This window comes from Alkaliflexus imshenetskii DSM 15055, assembly GCF_000517065.1.
Taxonomy (GTDB): domain Bacteria; phylum Bacteroidota; class Bacteroidia; order Bacteroidales; family Marinilabiliaceae; genus Alkaliflexus; species Alkaliflexus imshenetskii.
On record NZ_KI912105.1, the window covers coordinates 2694305 to 2711451 of the forward strand.

General features: G+C 43.5%; 25 protein-coding genes. All 25 read left to right on the plus strand.

Features of this window, described 5'->3' with window-relative positions; genetic code table 11:
• Positions 1 to 17: 17 nt before the first annotated feature.
• The 25 genes from rplP (at position 18) to ALKIM_RS18340 (ending at position 17118) form a co-directional block, all read left to right on the plus strand.
• On the plus strand, positions 18 to 449 hold the full coding sequence (gene rplP, locus ALKIM_RS0111410; RefSeq protein WP_026474769.1) for a 50S ribosomal protein L16: 432 nt from the start codon (positions 18 to 20) through the stop codon (positions 447 to 449).
• A gap of 3 nt (positions 450 to 452) precedes the next feature.
• Complete coding sequence (gene rpmC / locus ALKIM_RS0111415; RefSeq protein ID WP_026474770.1) at positions 453 to 650, plus strand: 50S ribosomal protein L29; 198 nt, start codon at positions 453 to 455, stop codon at positions 648 to 650.
• 8 nt (positions 651 to 658) lie between these two features.
• Positions 659 to 916 carry a 30S ribosomal protein S17 gene (gene rpsQ, locus ALKIM_RS0111420; protein WP_026474771.1) on the plus strand — a complete coding sequence of 86 codons (258 nt, stop codon included), beginning with the start codon at positions 659 to 661 and terminating at the stop codon, positions 914 to 916.
• A gap of 2 nt (positions 917 to 918) precedes the next feature.
• A complete protein-coding gene (gene rplN, locus ALKIM_RS0111425) occupies positions 919 to 1284 on the plus strand; it encodes a 50S ribosomal protein L14 (protein WP_026474772.1) in 366 nt (121 codons plus the stop codon).
• A 21-nt stretch (positions 1285 to 1305) separates the two neighbouring features.
• Complete coding sequence (rplX, locus tag ALKIM_RS0111430) at positions 1306 to 1626, plus strand: 50S ribosomal protein L24 (RefSeq protein ID WP_026474773.1); 321 nt, start codon at positions 1306 to 1308, stop codon at positions 1624 to 1626.
• Complete coding sequence (gene rplE / locus ALKIM_RS0111435; RefSeq protein WP_026474774.1) at positions 1626 to 2183, plus strand: 50S ribosomal protein L5; 558 nt, start codon at positions 1626 to 1628, stop codon at positions 2181 to 2183. Before rplX ends, rplE begins: the two co-directional genes overlap by 1 nt.
• A gap of 4 nt (positions 2184 to 2187) precedes the next feature.
• Entirely contained in the window at positions 2188 to 2457 is a 270-nt protein-coding gene (gene rpsN, locus ALKIM_RS0111440) for a 30S ribosomal protein S14 (protein ID WP_026474775.1), read from the plus strand.
• A gap of 65 nt (positions 2458 to 2522) precedes the next feature.
• Positions 2523 to 2918 (plus strand): 30S ribosomal protein S8, encoded by a 396-nt coding sequence (gene rpsH, locus ALKIM_RS0111445; RefSeq protein WP_026474776.1) that lies wholly within the window; start codon positions 2523 to 2525, stop codon positions 2916 to 2918.
• Positions 2919 to 2934: 16 nt separating this feature from the next.
• Entirely contained in the window at positions 2935 to 3486 is a 552-nt protein-coding gene (gene rplF / locus ALKIM_RS0111450; RefSeq protein ID WP_026474777.1) for a 50S ribosomal protein L6, read from the plus strand.
• 20 nt (positions 3487 to 3506) lie between these two features.
• A complete protein-coding gene (gene rplR / locus ALKIM_RS0111455) occupies positions 3507 to 3863 on the plus strand; it encodes a 50S ribosomal protein L18 (protein WP_026474778.1) in 357 nt (118 codons plus the stop codon).
• 6 nt (positions 3864 to 3869) lie between these two features.
• Positions 3870 to 4388: a 30S ribosomal protein S5 gene (rpsE, locus tag ALKIM_RS0111460; RefSeq protein ID WP_026474779.1), complete on the plus strand. Its 519-nt coding sequence runs from the start codon at positions 3870 to 3872 to the stop codon at positions 4386 to 4388.
• A gap of 11 nt (positions 4389 to 4399) precedes the next feature.
• Positions 4400 to 4576 carry a 50S ribosomal protein L30 gene (gene rpmD, locus ALKIM_RS0111465; RefSeq protein ID WP_026474780.1) on the plus strand — a complete coding sequence of 59 codons (177 nt, stop codon included), beginning with the start codon at positions 4400 to 4402 and terminating at the stop codon, positions 4574 to 4576.
• Positions 4577 to 4606: 30 nt separating this feature from the next.
• A complete protein-coding gene (gene rplO, locus ALKIM_RS0111470; protein ID WP_026474781.1) occupies positions 4607 to 5053 on the plus strand; it encodes a 50S ribosomal protein L15 in 447 nt (148 codons plus the stop codon).
• 4 nt (positions 5054 to 5057) lie between these two features.
• Entirely contained in the window at positions 5058 to 6395 is a 1338-nt protein-coding gene (gene secY / locus ALKIM_RS0111475; protein ID WP_044117905.1) for a preprotein translocase subunit SecY, read from the plus strand.
• An 18-nt stretch (positions 6396 to 6413) separates the two neighbouring features.
• Entirely contained in the window at positions 6414 to 7193 is a 780-nt protein-coding gene (map, locus tag ALKIM_RS0111480; protein ID WP_026474783.1) for a type I methionyl aminopeptidase, read from the plus strand.
• Between the two features lie 18 nt (positions 7194 to 7211).
• The gene (gene infA / locus ALKIM_RS0111485) at positions 7212 to 7430 is read left to right on the plus strand and encodes a translation initiation factor IF-1 (RefSeq protein WP_026474784.1); all 219 of its coding nucleotides are present in this window, start codon (positions 7212 to 7214) and stop codon (positions 7428 to 7430) included.
• Between the two features lie 97 nt (positions 7431 to 7527).
• Entirely contained in the window at positions 7528 to 7644 is a 117-nt protein-coding gene (gene ykgO, locus ALKIM_RS19645; protein WP_015361145.1) for a type B 50S ribosomal protein L36, read from the plus strand.
• An 11-nt stretch (positions 7645 to 7655) separates the two neighbouring features.
• On the plus strand, positions 7656 to 8033 hold the full coding sequence (gene rpsM, locus ALKIM_RS0111490) for a 30S ribosomal protein S13 (RefSeq protein ID WP_026474785.1): 378 nt from the start codon (positions 7656 to 7658) through the stop codon (positions 8031 to 8033).
• Positions 8034 to 8043: 10 nt separating this feature from the next.
• On the plus strand, positions 8044 to 8433 hold the full coding sequence (gene rpsK, locus ALKIM_RS0111495; RefSeq protein ID WP_026474786.1) for a 30S ribosomal protein S11: 390 nt from the start codon (positions 8044 to 8046) through the stop codon (positions 8431 to 8433).
• A gap of 141 nt (positions 8434 to 8574) precedes the next feature.
• Positions 8575 to 9180, plus strand: coding sequence for a 30S ribosomal protein S4 (gene rpsD, locus ALKIM_RS0111500; protein WP_026474787.1), 606 nt, complete (start codon positions 8575 to 8577; stop codon positions 9178 to 9180).
• A gap of 9 nt (positions 9181 to 9189) precedes the next feature.
• A complete protein-coding gene (locus tag ALKIM_RS0111505) occupies positions 9190 to 10182 on the plus strand; it encodes a DNA-directed RNA polymerase subunit alpha (RefSeq protein ID WP_026474788.1) in 993 nt (330 codons plus the stop codon).
• Positions 10183 to 10188: 6 nt separating this feature from the next.
• Positions 10189 to 10707: a 50S ribosomal protein L17 gene (rplQ, locus tag ALKIM_RS0111510; RefSeq protein ID WP_026474789.1), complete on the plus strand. Its 519-nt coding sequence runs from the start codon at positions 10189 to 10191 to the stop codon at positions 10705 to 10707.
• Positions 10708 to 10877: 170 nt separating this feature from the next.
• Entirely contained in the window at positions 10878 to 12182 is a 1305-nt protein-coding gene (gene eno / locus ALKIM_RS0111515) for a phosphopyruvate hydratase (RefSeq protein ID WP_026474790.1), read from the plus strand.
• A 191-nt stretch (positions 12183 to 12373) separates the two neighbouring features.
• The gene (locus ALKIM_RS0111520) at positions 12374 to 13687 is read left to right on the plus strand and encodes a citrate (Si)-synthase (RefSeq protein ID WP_026474791.1); all 1314 of its coding nucleotides are present in this window, start codon (positions 12374 to 12376) and stop codon (positions 13685 to 13687) included.
• Between the two features lie 194 nt (positions 13688 to 13881).
• A complete protein-coding gene (locus ALKIM_RS18340) occupies positions 13882 to 17118 on the plus strand; it encodes a two-component regulator propeller domain-containing protein (protein WP_044117906.1) in 3237 nt (1078 codons plus the stop codon).
• The last annotated feature ends 29 nt before the right edge of the window (positions 17119 to 17147 follow it).

Below are 17147 nucleotides of genomic sequence, written 5' to 3' on the forward strand. Positions count from 1 at the left end.
TAATCGATTCAGGAACGATGTTACAACCAAAAAAAGTAAAATTCAGACGGCAGCAGAAAGGAAAGATGAAAGGGATTGCCCAACGCGGACATGAACTTGCCTTCGGATCCTTTGGCATCAAATCTCTTCAAAGCAAGTGGATTACCGGCCGTCAAATAGAAGCGGCAAGGGTTGCCGTTACCCGTTATATGCAACGTCAAGGCCAGATATGGATTCGTATCTTCCCCGATAAACCAATAACCAAGAAACCAGCCGAAGTAAGGATGGGTAAAGGTAAAGGTAGCCCGGAAGGCTTTGTTGCTCCAGTTACCCCCGGACGCATCATCATTGAGTGCGACGGCGTTTCTTACGAAGTGGCAAAAGAGGCATTGCGCCTGGCTGCACAAAAGTTACCCGTTACCACCAAGTTTATTGTGAGAAGGGATTTTGTTGAATCTACAAATGCGTAAGCGATGAAAACTTCCGAAATAACAGAGATGACTATCAACGAGATAGAAGAGCGCCTGGATGCAGAAAAGCAGGAGCTTTCACGTATAAGTCTCAACCACCACATTTCTCCATTGGAAAATCCGATGAAGATCAGACATACACGTAGGAATATTGCGCGTTTGCTGACCATTCTGCGTCAGAAGCAACTTAATGAAAAATAATTAAGCAGATGGAAACAAGAAATTTGAGAAAAGAGCGTATTGGCGTTGTGGTGAGCGAAAAGATGGACAAAACCATCGTAGTGAGTGTTGTAGTTCGCGAAAAGCACCCCATTTACGGGAAGTTTATGAAGAAAACCAAGAAGTTTTACGCGCACGACGAACAAAACAACGGCCATGAGGGTGATACCGTAAAGATTATGGAAACTCGCCCCCTGAGTAAAACTAAACGTTGGAGATTAGTTGAAATCATAGAAAGAGCTAAGTAAACATGATACAGCAAGAATCCAGACTAAACGTTGCCGATAACAGCGGAGCCAAAGAAGTTCTTTGCATCCGCGTTCTTGGCGGCACCGGACGCAGATATGCCTCCGTTGGTGACCGCATTGTGGTAACTATAAAAAGTGCCGTTCCTGCTTCAGATATGAAAAAAGGAACTGTGAGCAAGGCCGTTGTGGTACGCACAAAGAAAGAGATCCGAAGAGCAGATGGTTCATACATCCGCTTCGACGACAATGCTTGTGTACTCCTCAACAATGCCGGTGAAATGCGCGGAACACGTATCTTTGGCCCCGTGCCAAGAGAATTGCGTGACAAGTACATGAAAATTGTATCTTTGGCGCCTGAAGTGCTATAATCTATAAAGATTCAAACAGCAATGGGAAAATTACATATTAAAAAAGGCGATGTCGTGATTGTGAACGCCGGAACCAACAAAGGGCAGGAAGGAAAAGTGCTCGAAGTGTTCCCTAGTAAGCAGCGTGCAATCGTGGAAGGCGTTAACATGGTGAGTAAACACACCAAACCCAACGCCGAAAGTCCACAAGGGGGCATCGTGAAAAAAGAAGCCCCTATTCACATCTCAAATCTGAACCTGAAAGATCCTTCCACCGGGAAGGCTACTCGCATTGGTCGCAGAGAAGGAGACAACGGAAAACTTGTTCGTTATTCTAAAAAGTCAGGAGAGGAGATCAAGTAATGAGCTATACACCTAGTTTAAAAAACAAATACAGAGACGAAATTGTATCAGCTCTCATGACTGAGTTCGGATACAAGAGCGTGATGCAGGTTCCACGCCTGGAGAAGATTGTTATCAATCAAGGCGTTGGTGCTGCTGTAGCCGATAAGAAACTCATCGAAACATCGGTGAAGGAACTTACAACCATTTCGGGTCAGAAGGCTATTGCCTGTCTTTCAAAAAAGGACATCTCGAACTTTAAGCTTAGAAAGAAAATGCCTATCGGCGCCAAGGTAACTTTGCGTCACGATAAGATGTATGAATTTCTGGAGCGTCTGGTACGAGTGGCATTACCCCGTATCCGTGACTTTAAAGGTATTGAAAGCAAGCTCGATGGAAGAGGTAATTATACCCTTGGTATAACAGAGCAAATCATTTTTCCTGAAATAAATATCGATAACGTGAGTAAGATTATGGGTATGAATATTACCTTTGTGACCTCAGGAAACACTGATGAAGAAGCTTATGCCCTCCTTCGTGAGTTCGGATTACCATTTAAGAATCTAAAAAAGAGCTAATTACATGGCAAAGGAATCAATGAAAGCCCGCGAAGTAAAGCGGGCCAAACTTGTAGCCAAATTTGCTGAGAAGCGTGCCCAATTAAAGGCAGAAGGTGATTATGAAGGCTTGCAGAAGCTTCCAAAAAATGCTTCACCAGTTCGTATGCACAACCGTTGCAAACTTACCGGACGTCCAAAAGGGTATATGCGTCAGTTTGGCATCAGCCGTATCACTTTCAGGGAGATGGCTGCAGCAGGTTTGATACCAGGAGTTAAAAAGGCCAGCTGGTAATGTACCGGCTGGTGATTGTTTAAATATTGTTCCGCAAGTCGGAATCAATTTAAATCCATTTATTTATGACAGATCCAATAGCGGATTTCCTGACCAGAATCAGGAATGCCATCATGGCACGCCATAAGGTTGTTGAGGTACCAGCCTCCAACCTTAAGAGAGAAATGACGAAGATCCTTTTCCAAAAAGGATACATCCTCAACTACAAGTTTGTGGATGACGGAAAACAGGGCATTATTAAAATCGCCCTTAAGTACGATCCCGTTTCAAAAACACCCGCAATCAAAAGTCTTAGCCGCGTATCTTCCCCAGGGTTGCGAAAGTATACCGGCTATCGCGAAGTACCCCGTGTACTTAACGGACTGGGTGTTGCCATTCTTTCAACTTCAAAAGGTGTAATGACCGATAAAGAAGCAAGAAATGAGAAAGTAGGCGGTGAAGTTTTATGTTACGTTTATTAAAAAAAGGAGGTAAGTCATGTCAAGGATAGGAAAATCACCCATCAACATACCGGCCGGAGTAAACGTAACTGTGAAAGAGAACCGGGTTACTGTGAAAGGTCCTAAAGGAGAATTGCAACAGCAAATTCACCCCGATATCAATGTTGAGATTAATGACGGTGTAGTTAGCATAACCCGTCCTTCTGATGAAAAACAGCATCGTAGTATGCACGGTCTTTACCGTTCGCTTATCAACAATATGGTTGTTGGCGTGTCAGAAGGTTTTGTGAAGAAGATGGAACTCGTAGGTGTTGGATACCGTGCTAATAGCAACGGCCAAATTCTTGAGCTCTCATTGGGTTATTCACACGCCATTCATATACAATTGCCTAGTGAAATAAAAGTGGAAGCTGTAACCGACCGGAAAAGTAACCCGATCATTACACTCGAGTCCATCGACAAACAACTTTTGGGTCAGGTTTGTGCCAAAATTCGTGCGTTGCGTAAACCCGAACCTTACAAAGGAAAAGGTATCCGCTTTGTGGGTGAAGTTATCAGGCGGAAGGCCGGTAAGAGTGCAAAAGTTTAATCGATTAATTACTTAGAGTTATGGCTTTTTCGAAATTAGATAGGCGATTCAAAATAAAGAGGAGCATCCGCAGCAAGGTGACCGGTACTGCCGAGAGACCGCGGATGACCGTATTTAGAAGCAATAAACAGATTTCTGTTCAGGTAATTGATGATTTGGCAGGTGTAACCCTGGCCTCAGCATCCTCCCTGATTAAAGATGTTGCTTCACAGAGTGGAACCAAGACAGAGAAGGCTGCCATGGTAGGCAAACTGATTGCCGAGAAGGCTCTCAGCGCCGGAATCACCGCAGTGGTGTTTGACCGTAATGGTTATCTGTATCATGGTAGAGTTAAACAACTAGCGGATGCTGCTCGCGAGGCAGGTCTTAAATTTTAAATCGATATGGCAGGAAATAATAAAAGAGTTCGTACAACTAACGACCTTGAACTTAAAGACAGACTGGTAGCCATCAACCGTGTTACCAAAGTTACAAAGGGAGGTAGAACTTTCAGCTTCTCAGCCATTGTTGTGGTAGGAAACGAAAATGGTATCGTGGGCTGGGGCCTGGGTAAGGCCAATGAAGTTACCACCGCCATTGCCAAAGGAGTGGAAGCCGCTAAAAAGAATCTTGTTAAGGTTCCCGTTATTAATGGCACCATCCCTCATGAGCAGGCTGCCCGCTTTGGTGGCGCCCGTGTATTCATGAAGCCCGCTTCACACGGTACCGGTCTTGTGGCCGGAGGTGCGATGCGTGCTGTATTGGAGAGCGCCGGCGTACACGATGTATTGGCAAAGTCCAAAGGTTCATCAAACCCTCACAACCTTGTGAAAGCAACTATTGAAGCTTTGTGCGAAATGCGCGATGCCAATGCAGTAGCTCAACACAGAGGTGTTACCCTGGATAAAGTGTTTAACGGTTAATCAAAAGTAAAATGGCTAAGATAAAAGTTACTCAGGTTAAAAGTAAGATCGGTGCTACCAGTCGTCAGAAAAAGACATTGGAGGCCCTGGGTCTGAAAAGACTTAACGTCACCGTAGAACATGAAGCTACCCCCCAAATTTTAGGTATGGTAGATAAAGTAAAGCACCTTTTGAGTGTTGAGAAATAATTGTTTTAACGCAGATTTTCAATTAAAGATATGGAACTTAATCAGTTAAAACCTGCATCAGGATCAACCCACCACGACAAGCGTATTGGTCGTGGTACCGGTTCCGGACACGGCGGTACCTCCACACGTGGTCATAAAGGTGCCAAATCCCGTTCAGGTTACTCAAAGAAAATCGGTTTTGAAGGTGGTCAGATGCCCCTTCAAAGACGGGTCCCTAAGTTTGGATTCAAAAACATTAACCGTAAAGAATACAAATCTATTAACATTGAGGTTCTTCAGGGCCTGGTAGAGAAGAACGGATGGAGTGTGATTTCTCCCGAAAACCTGATGGAAGCCGGTTTGGTCAACAAGAACGACCTGGTTAAAATCTTAGGTAAAGGAACAATCAGCGCCAAAGTAGAAGTGAAAGCCCATGCTTTCTCCAAATCAGCGGAGGCAGCAATTGAAGCAGCTCAGGGAACCGTTGTAAAACTGTAATTTGATGAAACTAGTCGAAACCATCCGTAACATTTGGAAGATCGAAGATCTTAGAGTCAGAATCATTACCACCCTCGGATTTCTGTTGATTTACCGTTTGGGTTCATTTGTGGTTCTACCCGGGATCGATCCAAATCAACTGTCGAGCCTGGCAGAACAAACGAGTCAGGGTGTATTGGGATTGCTTAATATGTTTTCCGGAGGAGCATTCGCCAACGCTTCAATCATGGCGTTGGGTATTATGCCCTACATCTCCGCATCCATCGTAATTCAGCTGTTGGGAATTGCCATTCCTTACTTTCAAAGGCTGCAGCGCGAAGGTGAAAGCGGTCGCCGCAAAATCAATCAGATAACACGGTATTTGACCGTCGTTATTCTGTTGTTCCAGGCACCCGGATACATTGCTAACCTTTACGCACAATTACCTGATTCTGCTTTCGTTACAACCGGATGGAGTTTCACCATTACTTCTACTATCATCCTGACCGCGGGAAGTATGTTTGTAATGTGGCTGGGTGAGCGTATCACGGATAAGGGTATCGGAAACGGTATCTCCCTTATCATCATGATAGGTATTATAGCCCAGTTACCTTTTGCACTATTCGCCGAGTTTGTTTCCCGTTTGGAAGAAGGTGGTGGTCTGGTTATGTTGCTCATTGAGTTTGTAGTACTGTTTTTCGTTTTCGAAGGCGCTATCTTATTGGTGCAGGGAACCCGCCGGGTACCCGTTCAGTATGCCAAACGCATTGTAGGTAACAAGCAATATGGCGGCGTTCGTCAGTATATTCCTTTAAAGGTGAATGCTGCCGGTGTTATGCCAATCATTTTTGCTCAGGCTATCATGTTTATTCCTATTACTCTGGCAGGTTTTGTGGATAGCGAAACAGCGACAGGTTTTGCAGCCGTATTTGCGAATTTTACCGGGTTCTGGTATAATTTTACTTTTGCACTGCTAATTATCCTGTTTACTTATTTCTATACCGCTATTACCATCAATCCAACACAGATGGCTGACGACATGAAACGTAACGGTGGTTTTATTCCCGGTGTTAAGCCCGGTAAAAAAACTGCTGAGTTTCTTGACTCTGTAATGTCAAAAATTACACTACCAGGTTCATTTTTCCTGGCTTTTGTAGCGATATTACCAGCATTTGCGATGATGGCAGGTGTAGAACAGAACTTCGCTCAGTTTTATGGTGGTACTTCACTATTGATTCTGGTTGGTGTTGTACTCGATACGCTTCAACAAATAGAGAGTCACTTGTTGATGAGACACTATGACGGCTTGTTAAAATCAGGTCGTATTAAAGGTCGCACCGGCGGTGGCGCTGCTGTATATTAATCTGGTGTAAGTAACAGCATGATTTATTTAAAGACTGATGAGGAGATAGAGTTGCTACGGGAGAGTAATCTTTTGGTAGCACGAACGCTTGGAGAATTGGCTAAAGTCATTAAACCTGGTGTTACTACGCTTGAACTGGATAAAATTGCTGAAACCTATATCAGGGACAATAAAGGTGTTCCGGGATTCCTGAATTATCAGGGATTCCCGAACACACTCTGTACCTCTGTTAACGAACAGGTGGTTCACGGCATACCGAATAATCAACCTCTTAAAGAGGGAGATATCGTATCAATTGACTGTGGTGTGTTGCTAAACGGATTTTATGGTGATAGCGCCTATACTTTTGAAGTAGGGCAGGTTAAACCAGAAATCAAAGCACTACTCGAAGCCACAAAAGCATCGCTTTATAAAGCCATAGAAATGGCTGTGGAAGGTCAGCGGATGGGAGATATTGGGTTTGCTGTTCAAAATCATTGTGAGAGTTTGGGATATTCGGTTGTACGTGAGATGGTAGGTCATGGAATTGGCCGAAACCTACACGAAGCACCTGAAGTACCCAACTACGGACGCAGAGGCTATGGCGTGAAACTCCGCAAAGGAATGGTACTGGCAATAGAGCCAATGATTAACCTTGGAAAGCGTCAGATTGTTCTTGAGAAAGATAAATGGACCATTTCAACAGTGGATAAAAGCGTTTCTGCTCATTTTGAACACACTATTGCTGTAGGAAAAAGTGAAGCAGATGTATTATCCAGTTTTAAATTTGTAGAAGAAGTATTAACTTTGCAGTCTTAAAAAAATAAAGAATCACTTATGGCTAAACAAGCCTCGATCGAGCAAGACGGCACCATCATTGAAGCCCTGTCCAACGCCATGTTTCGCGTGGAGTTGGAGAACGGACATGTGATCACAGCTCACATATCCGGTAAAATGCGTATGCACTATATCAAAATACTTCCCGGAGACAAAGTAAAGGTGGAGATGTCACCTTATGATTTGACCAAAGGAAGAATCAGTTATAGGTATAAATAATCACAGTAATTTGAAATTGGTTACGGGTTTAGTACAATAGTATCGGAACAACGTAACAGAAACAAACGACTGGCTTTAACCATCAAATATTAAACCGATGAAAGTAAGAGCATCAATCAAAAAGCGTAGCGCCGATTGTAAAATCGTTAGGCGTAAAGGTCGCTTATATGTGATTAACAAGAAGAATCCAAAGTTTAAACAACGTCAAGGATAAATATTTAGAATATGGCAAGAATTGCAGGAGTAGATATCCCCAGCAATAAAAGAGGTGAAATTGCACTGACCTACATTTATGGTATTGGCAGGAGCAAGGCAACTTCTATTTTGAATGAAGTTGGTGTGGATGTCAACATGAAAGTAAAAGAATGGAACGACGACCAGATAACCGCCGTGCGTGAGTTGATTGGTAAGACTCTCAAAACCGAAGGTGAGCTGCGTTCCGAAGTTCAATTGAACATTAAACGACTGATGGATATCGGTTGTTACAGAGGTATCCGTCATCGTATCGGTTTACCGGTTCGTGGTCAGTCGACCAAGAACAATGCACGTACCCGTAAAGGGAAGAAGAAAACCGTTGCAAACAAAAAGAAAGCTGGTAAATAATCATTGAAACATGGCAAAAAAGGCAGGAACACAAAAGAAAAGAGTTGTAAAAGTTGATGCACTTGGACAGGCGCATATTCATTCGTCTTTCAATAACATCATCGTTTGCCTTACCAACTCAAATGGTCAGGTAATTTCCTGGTCAAGCGCCGGTAAAATGGGTTTCCGTGGCTCTAAGAAGAACACCCCTTATGCCGCGCAGACTGCTGCAGCAGATTGTGCTAAGGTAGCCTACGACCTGGGATTGCGCAAAGTGAAAGTGTATGTAAAAGGACCCGGTAACGGTCGTGAGTCAGCAATTCGTTCAATTCATTCCACCGGAATCGAAGTGACCGAAATTATGGATGTAACTCCAATGCCTCACAACGGTTGTCGTCCCCCAAAACGGAGAAGGGTATAATTCCGTAACTAGTTGTTAACCATAAGTTTTTGTTTTGAATTTTGAATACTGGTAGGTTATACTTCAACCTTCCTTCTATAATCTTGCGGCTGTCATATTCAATTTTTAAAATCAAAAATTTAAAATCAAAAATTTAGTAGAATGGCTAGATATATTGGTCCAAAGACTAAAATTGCCCGTAAATTTGGAGAAGCAATTTACGGCCCAGACAGATACTTCGAGAAAAAGAACTATCCACCTGGACAACACGGTGTAAACCGTAGGAAGAAAACAAGCGAATACGGACAACAGCTTAAAGAGAAGCAGAAAGCCAAGTACACCTATGGCATCCTCGAAAAGCAGTTCCGTAACCTGTTTGAAAAAGCTAACCGCAGTAAGGGTATTACCGGTGAGGTATTGCTAACCCTTCTCGAATCAAGATTGGATAACACCGTTTTCCGTCTGGGTCTTGCACCAACACGTGCGGCTGCCCGTCAGCTTGTATCTCACCGTCACATTACTGTTGATGGTTCTGTGGTAAACATTCCTTCTTACCTGCTTAAAGCCGGTCAGTTGGTTGGTGTAAGAGAAAAATCAAAATCTCTGGAGGTTATTAATGCCTCTGCAGCAAGTTCAAGTGTTCATAAATTTTCGTGGCTGGAGTGGGATCAGCATACCATGACTGGTAAGTTCCTTAATGCTCCTGAAAGATCCGAAATACCTGAAAATATTAAAGAACAGTTGATCGTAGAATTGTACTCTAAATAATTTATTCTTATGGCAATATTAGCGTTCCAAAAACCTGATAAAGTTATCATGCTTGATGCTGATGACAAGTTCGGTCGTTTCGAATTTCGTCCTCTTGAGCCAGGATATGGTATTACTGTTGGAAATGCCTTAAGAAGAATCTTGCTCTCTTCACTGGAGGGTTTTGCAATATCCACCGTTAAGTTTGAAGGCGTGGATCATGAGTTCTCCAGTATCCCGGGTGTGGTTGATGATGTTACCGAGATTATTCTGAATCTGAAGCAGGTTCGCTTTAAGCAGGTGGTTGAAGGTGGTGATAGCGAAAGAGTTACCATCTCCGTTACTGGCAAAGAGCAATTCAAGGCTGAAGAGCTCAACGGTTCAATGACGAATTTCAGAGTGTTGAACCCTGAGTTGGTTATTGCCCGGATGAATCCCGAAGTCAACCTGCAACTTACTCTAACCATCAGCAAGGGAAGAGGTTATGTGCCGGCTGAAGAGAATCGTAGTTCCGATTTGGAATTTGGTACCATTGCCATAGATTCGATTTTTACGCCTATTCGTAACGTGAAGTATGCAGTTGAAAACTTCCGTGTAGAGCAAAAGACCGACTACGAAAAACTTCTTTTGGATATCACTACCGACGGTTCTATTCATCCAAAAGACGCTCTGAAAGAGGCTTCCAAAATACTTATCTATCATTTCATGTTATTCTCCGATGAGAAAATCACACTCGATTCGGATGAGAAGTTTGGAAATGAAGAGTTTGATGAAGAGGTATTACATATGCGTCAGTTGTTAAAAACCAAGCTGGTTGACTTAGATCTGTCAGTAAGGGCGCTTAACTGTCTGAAAGCTGCTGATGTGGAAACTCTTGGAGAGTTGGTTCAGTACAACCGAAATGATTTATTGAAGTTTAGAAACTTTGGTAAGAAGTCTCTTACCGAATTGGATGATCTACTTGTAAATCTAAACCTGAGTTTCGGTATGGATATTTCTAAGTATAAATTAGACAAGGAATAATTAGCGATGAGACATAGAAAGAAAATCAACCACCTGGGAAGAACCAGCTCGCACAGAAAGGCGATGTTAGCCAATATGGCAACTTCGCTAATCATGCACAAGCGGATCAAAACTACGGTGGCTAAAGCCAAAGCACTTAGAATGTATGTAGAACCTTTGATCAATCGTTCAAAGGATGATACCACACATTCACGTAGAATTGTATTCAGCTATCTGCAAAACAAAGAGGCTGTTTCTGAGTTGTTCAGAGAAATCTCTCAAAAAGTAGCTGGCCGTCCCGGAGGATATACACGCATACTTAAGTTAGGTAACCGATTGGGTGATGCCGCAGAAATGTGCTACATTGAACTGGTTGACTACAATGAGAACATGCTTTCAGCCAAAGGAGCAGCAGCTGACGACAAGAAGAAAACGACGCGTCGCAGCCGTACCAGAAAGAAAGAAGAGAGCGCTGTAGCGGCTTCAAAACCTGCCGAAGTTAAAGCTGAAACATCAGCTACTGAAGCAGAAAAGAGTGAAGAATAGTGACAGACAAATTAAGATGTCTGTTTAGATAAATCTTGAAAAAGGGATAAAGCCGCTATGTCTTTATCCTTTTTTTATGAGACCATGGATTGAAGGCTTCTGGTACCATTTATTAGACCGGAGTCGTGTTATTTTAATTGCAAACATATTTATCATAAATAACTAGTACTATGGGATTAATTGCAAACATCCACGGACGCGAAATCTTGGATTCTCGCGGAAACCCAACCATCGAAGTTGAGGTTACTCTTGAAAGCGGAATTATGGGACGCGCTGCCGTTCCGAGTGGTGCTTCTACCGGAGAAAATGAAGCGCTCGAACTTCGCGATGGCGACAAAAAAAGATACCTTGGAAAAGGTGTTTTGAAGGCCGTAGATAACGTGAATAACGTGATTGCGCCTGCACTCGTTGGTATGAGCTCTTTGGATCAGGTAGCTGTTGACCGCAAAATGCTCGAAATGGATGGTACCAAAACCAAAAGTAAGTTGGGTGCCAATGCCATGTTAGGTGTTTCTTTGGCAGTAGCCAGAGCCGCTGCTGAGTATTCAGGTCTGCCACTTTACCGTTACATTGGGGGCACCAATGCCAAAACATTGCCTGTGCCTATGATGAACATCATCAATGGTGGTTCTCACTCCGATGCGCCCATCGCGTTCCAGGAGTTTATGATTCGTCCTGTAGGAGCTACAAGTTTCCGCGAAGGTCTTCGCATGGGTGCTGAAGTGTTTCATGCATTGAAAAAAGTACTTCATGACCGTGGCCTTAGCACTGCTGTAGGCGACGAGGGTGGATTTGCACCTGCGCTGGACGGCACTGAAGATGCATTGAACAGCATCATTAAGGCTATAGAAATTGCCGGATACAAACCAGGACGTCTTGAAGAGGGTGGTCAGGTTTCTATCGCGCTTGACTGTGCCGCTTCTGAATTCTACAAAGATGGCATTTACGACTATTCTAAATTTGAAGGTCCTAAAGGTGCAAAAAGAAGCCGTGCCGAGCAGGTTGCTTTCCTTGCTGAATTGGTTGAAAAATTCCCTATCGACAGCATTGAAGATGGTTGCCACGAAGGTGACTGGGATGGTTGGGTGCTTTTGAATAAAACCCTTGGCCACAAATGTCAGTTGGTTGGTGATGACCTTTTTGTTACCAACGTAGAGTACCTGAAAAAAGGTATCGAACTGGATGCTGCCAATTCTATCCTTATCAAAGTGAACCAAATTGGTACACTTACCGAAACTTTGGATGCTATTGAGATGGCTCACCGCGCAGGTTATACTTCAGTTACTTCACACCGTTCAGGCGAAACTGAGGACTCAACCATTGCCGACATCGCTGTAGCTACCAATAGTGGTCAGATTAAGACTGGTTCTTTGAGCCGTTCAGACCGTATGGCTAAGTACAACCAACTGCTTCGCATCGAAGAAGAACTTGGCGAATCTGCCATCTATGGATATAAAAAAGTGGTTAAGAAGTAATTCGGAACCATTCTTATAAAAAAAAAGCTGTCCTGATTCTTTTCGGGACAGCTTTTTTTGTATCTTATAATCCTATTTCAACAGTTTTTCTGTTAAATGAGCAGTTGTTTTATCGAACAAAAAATATGTGAAGCTGTTTAAAATATGTGAAAATATTCTACTAATCATATCGATATAAAAAATATTTCAAGATGGATCATGTAAAACAGAAGTTAATCGAGGTAGGCCGTCCTAAAGCGGAGTTACTAAAGCGGCTTATTCGCGAAAAGGGAGATGCTGTCATTCAAAATGTCACGTTGGAGCAGGTGATTTCCGGAATGAAGGGAATGGTTGCCTTGCTCACCGATACATCCAAACTAGACCCTGCTGAGGGGATACGTTTCCGGGGTTATTCGATTCCCGAACTGCGCGAAAAACTGCCAAAGCTTCATGAAGGTGGCGAGCCTTTACCAGAAGGTCTGTTTTATTTGATGCTGGTAGGAGAGATTCCTTCAGAAACCGATGTGGATTTCATATCAAAAGAGTGGAGTCGCAGGGCGCAGGGTATTCCGCAGCATGCTTTTGATGTGATAAATGCCTTGCCCAAAAGTGCCCACCCTATGATTCAGTTCAACACGGCAATTTTGGCCATGAGTACCCAATCGCATTTCCGCAAGGCTTATATGGATGGAATGGATAAGAAGGACTACTGGGATCCGATGTATGAAGGGGTAATGGATTTGATCAGCCGTTTGCCGGTAATAGCCGCGTATATTTATCGCCGGGTTTATCATGATGAAAAGTACATATCGCCGGATCCCAATTTAGACTGGGCCGGAAACCTGGCGCACATGATGGGTTTTGAGAGTGAGGAGGTAAAACGATTGATGAGGCTCTATATGGTGCTTCATGCCGATCACGAAGGTGGTAACGTATCAGCACATGCCACGCATTTGGTTGGCACTGCTTTGTCAAACCCATATTATAGCTTCTCGGCCGGTATGAACGGTTTGGCTGGCCCATTGCATGGGATGGCCAATCAGGAGGTAATGCACTGGCTGCAAAGGCTTATAAAGGATATAGGTACAGAAACGCCAACCGAGGAACAGATTCGCGAATACACCCTTAACACACTTGAGCAAGGGCGGGTAATTCCTGGATATGGTCATGCCGTTTTACGGAAAACAGATCCGCGATTTACCGAACAACTCAATTTTGCCAATAAGTACATTCCCGATGCGCCATTGATTCAGCTGGTTAGAAAAATATATGAGGTGGTACCCGGAATTTTGGAAGCTACCGGAAAGGTTAAGAATCCCTATCCAAACGTAGATGCCATATCCGGAAGCTTATTATACAGTTACGGCATTAAAGAGTTTGGAATATATACCATGCTTTTTGGCGTTTCCAGAGCATTGGGCGTGCTCACTTCACTTATATGGGATCGAATGTACGGCTTGCCACTCGAGCGCCCCACATCGCATACACTTGATTGGTTTATTGAGAAAACAGACTTTGTAGAATAACCATAACAGATGAAACATTCAAATACCCCTTTCGTAATCATTTGGAAGGGGTTTTATTTTTGGTGTTTATTAGTTTGTTGCTACTCGCTATTTTAGCATATTTGTGAAAATAAATTAAACAGATTGTTGTGCCAGGTCATTTGTCTTTAGTATTTACCTTTATTTTTTTAATTGCAGGAATTCAAGCCCCACTGATGGGCTCTGTTTCTTCGGTGCAACAATTTACCATAGCTGATGGTCTGTCAAATAGTTCTGTTAATGTTGTTTTTCAGGATAGCCGCGGTTTTCTGTGGATAGGCACGGAAGATGGGTTAAACAGATATGATGGATACCGTTTTGATGTGTTCAGATATGATGCATCTAAAAATGACGCCATATCAGGTAACAGAATTGTTGCCATTGCCGAAGATGGCTTTGGCAATATATGGGTAGGAACACGTAACCGTGGTATTAGTGTATTAAGCCGCGAAACAGGACGTTTTACTCAGTATCGACACGACAAGCGCAACGCAGGTTCACTGCCTGAGGATGGTGTTTATGCATTTCATATATCAAGAGATGGTTCGGTATGGGTAAAGACCGAGAAATATTTGAGCCGTTTTCGTGTTGAAACTGGTGATTTTCTATCGTATGGTCATTACGCAAACGTTTTTAAGCCAACCCAGGCGGTTCGTTTCGACATAGTGGAAGAATCTGACTCCACGTTTCTGCTGGGCACGGGCGACGGGCTAAATCGATTCTATAAAAACAGCGGCCTCTTTGAGCGCATACACACATCAGGCTATTCGGGCGAGCAGTGTTTGGATCCGGTGTATGAGATTCAACAGTTAGGGCGTGGGAAGTATTTGGCTGCCACCAAATCAGGATTGCGGTATTTTGAACCAGGTGTTTTTATGATGATGGTTGCTGCCCGCAATCATCATGGCGGAACATTGTCGGCTAATGCCATTTGCAGCGATAGGTTGGGGCGCATTTGGATTGGCACCAACAGAGGTCTGGAGAGTTTTATTCCTCAGCAATTTGCCCATCAGCCCGTTGTTATGAAGCGATTTGACCTGACTTCAATTGTTCCGCATGAGGTTACCTGTATTTTTGAAGATTCCTCAGGCTTAATATGGGTTGGCACACGATTTAAAGGATTGTTTAAAGTCAATGCCAATCCACCGGTTTTCTCGTTTATTGGAGAAGGTGATGAAAGGGAGTGGCCATTGCAGTCGTATAATATCCGATCTGTTATAACCGACAGGTCAGGCAAAGTGTGGGCGGGCACACTGAATTCCGGTTTATATGAAATTGACAGAAGCCGGGGTACTTTACGACACTTTATTATAAACCAGCAGACCTTCAGAGATAGAGACGATGCTGTGGAGAGCATTTATGAGGATAGCGTTGGCAATTTATGGATAGGAACCAACTCCGGTTTGTATATTCTGGATCAAAACCGCACAGCTGTGCGCGAGTTTCATTACGGTTATGATATGAAGTTTGCAACGCTTTTGCGCAATAACAGGATAAACTCAATTATATCGGATAGTACCGGCACCATGTGGCTAGCCACGCAATTCGGACTTTACTCTTTGCGCAATGGCCGAATGACCAGTTACTTCAAGGGTAATGGTGCTGATGGTTTGCTGTCGGATGAAATAAATGCATTGACCATTGACATGCATGGTAGGATTTGGATAGGCTCAACAGGAGGAGTAAACTATTATGACCCTAAAACAGGCAAAATTGTTGCCGTTGAACTCAATAATGGAAAGCAGGTATTCAATGAACAGGTACTCTCGCTCTCATGTGATCAGACTGGCAGACTATTGATAGGTACACGCGCCGGACTCAACGTGTTAAGTTTTGGCGATGACACCTTAACTTCGATAGAGCCGATTTCCGGATTGAGTAATGAGATGATAGCCAGCGTGATGACTGACGATAAGCGACGCGTTTGGGTTAGTTCAAGTCGTGGCATCTCAATGTTGTCTGTTGATGGAGTTGTCAGGAGTTTTGACAATACAGATGGATTGCCAGCAGAGCTGTTTAATATAGGCAGCGGTTTCCGTTCTTCGGATGGAGAATTGCTTTTTGGCAGTGTAAACGGCTTGTGTTGGTTGCATCCAGACTCCATCCGGGTGAACCTGTATCGTCCTAGAGTAGCGCTCACCGATATTTCGGTGTGTAAGCGAGGCGATTGTGAACCACTAAAAAATGGACGTCTGGAAGAGTTGAAACTCAAGTTCAGACCGGGCATGATGCTTGAGGTAAGTTATACAGCACTTGAATTTACCCAACCGCATAAGAACAGCTATATGCTTATGCTTGAGGGGTATGATAAAGATTGGCGACCGGTGACCACCAGCAATACGGTTGCTTTTTCTAATCTCACGCCCGGTCAGTATACCCTGCGCATAATGGCGGCAAACAACGATTTTACCTGGAACAATCAGCCGTATGAGTTGCCCCTCATTATCACACCGCCGCTTTGGATGACCAATTATGCCTATGCGTTTTATCTTTTGGTAATTGTGTTTGTGATGCAGATGCTTGTGAATTACCGTATCAGACATTATAAAAAGGCAAACCGGTCACTTACCGAAAAGAGTATCGATAAGCAGCGGCTTGAAGAGCAACGAAAAGCACTCGCTTTAATTAATCAGAATCTGACCGACAGCATCAACTATGCCACCCGGATTCAGTCGGCAATGATTCCTACTGAGAGGGTATTCAGGTTGCATTTTTCCCACTCTTTTATATACTTCCGTCCGCGTGACCTTGTTAGCGGTGATTTTTATTGGTTATGTGAACGCCAGGACAAGTTGTTTGTGGCTGCAGTGGATTGTACGGGTCATGGGGTTCCTGGCGCTTTTATGTCAATCATAGGCATGGATTTGCTTAAGAATATCATTGTGAGCTCAGGAGTGGATTCGCCCTCCACAATATTAAAGCTACTAAGCCGTGAACTGGATAACACCTTGCGTCAGAATGATCATTCACCTGTAAGTCAGGATGCCATTAAGGATGGCATGGATATGGTCTTGCTTGTGATTGATCGTAATAATCAGACAATGGATTTTTCAGGTGCAGTTAATGGATTGTATCTGGTTAGAAACAATGAAATGCAAACCTTTAAAGGCGACCGTCTCCCTATCGGACGACTACCCGATGGGATGGTGCCTGAATACACCGAAACACGCATCTCCCTTGAGAAAGATGATGTGGTATATCTCTTTACCGATGGCTATGTGGACCAATTTGGGGGTGATGAGATGAAAAAATTCAAATACAGACGCTTCCGACATCTACTGCTGAACATCCATGGATTGGAGCCTGACGACCAGAAGGCCATTCTGCATCAGAAACTCGAAGATTGGAAAGGAACTCACGAACAGGTGGATGACATCCTTGTAATCGGTTTTAAGCCTCTAAGTACTACTTAAGGGTGTATAAAAATTGAGTTTAGCTGGTA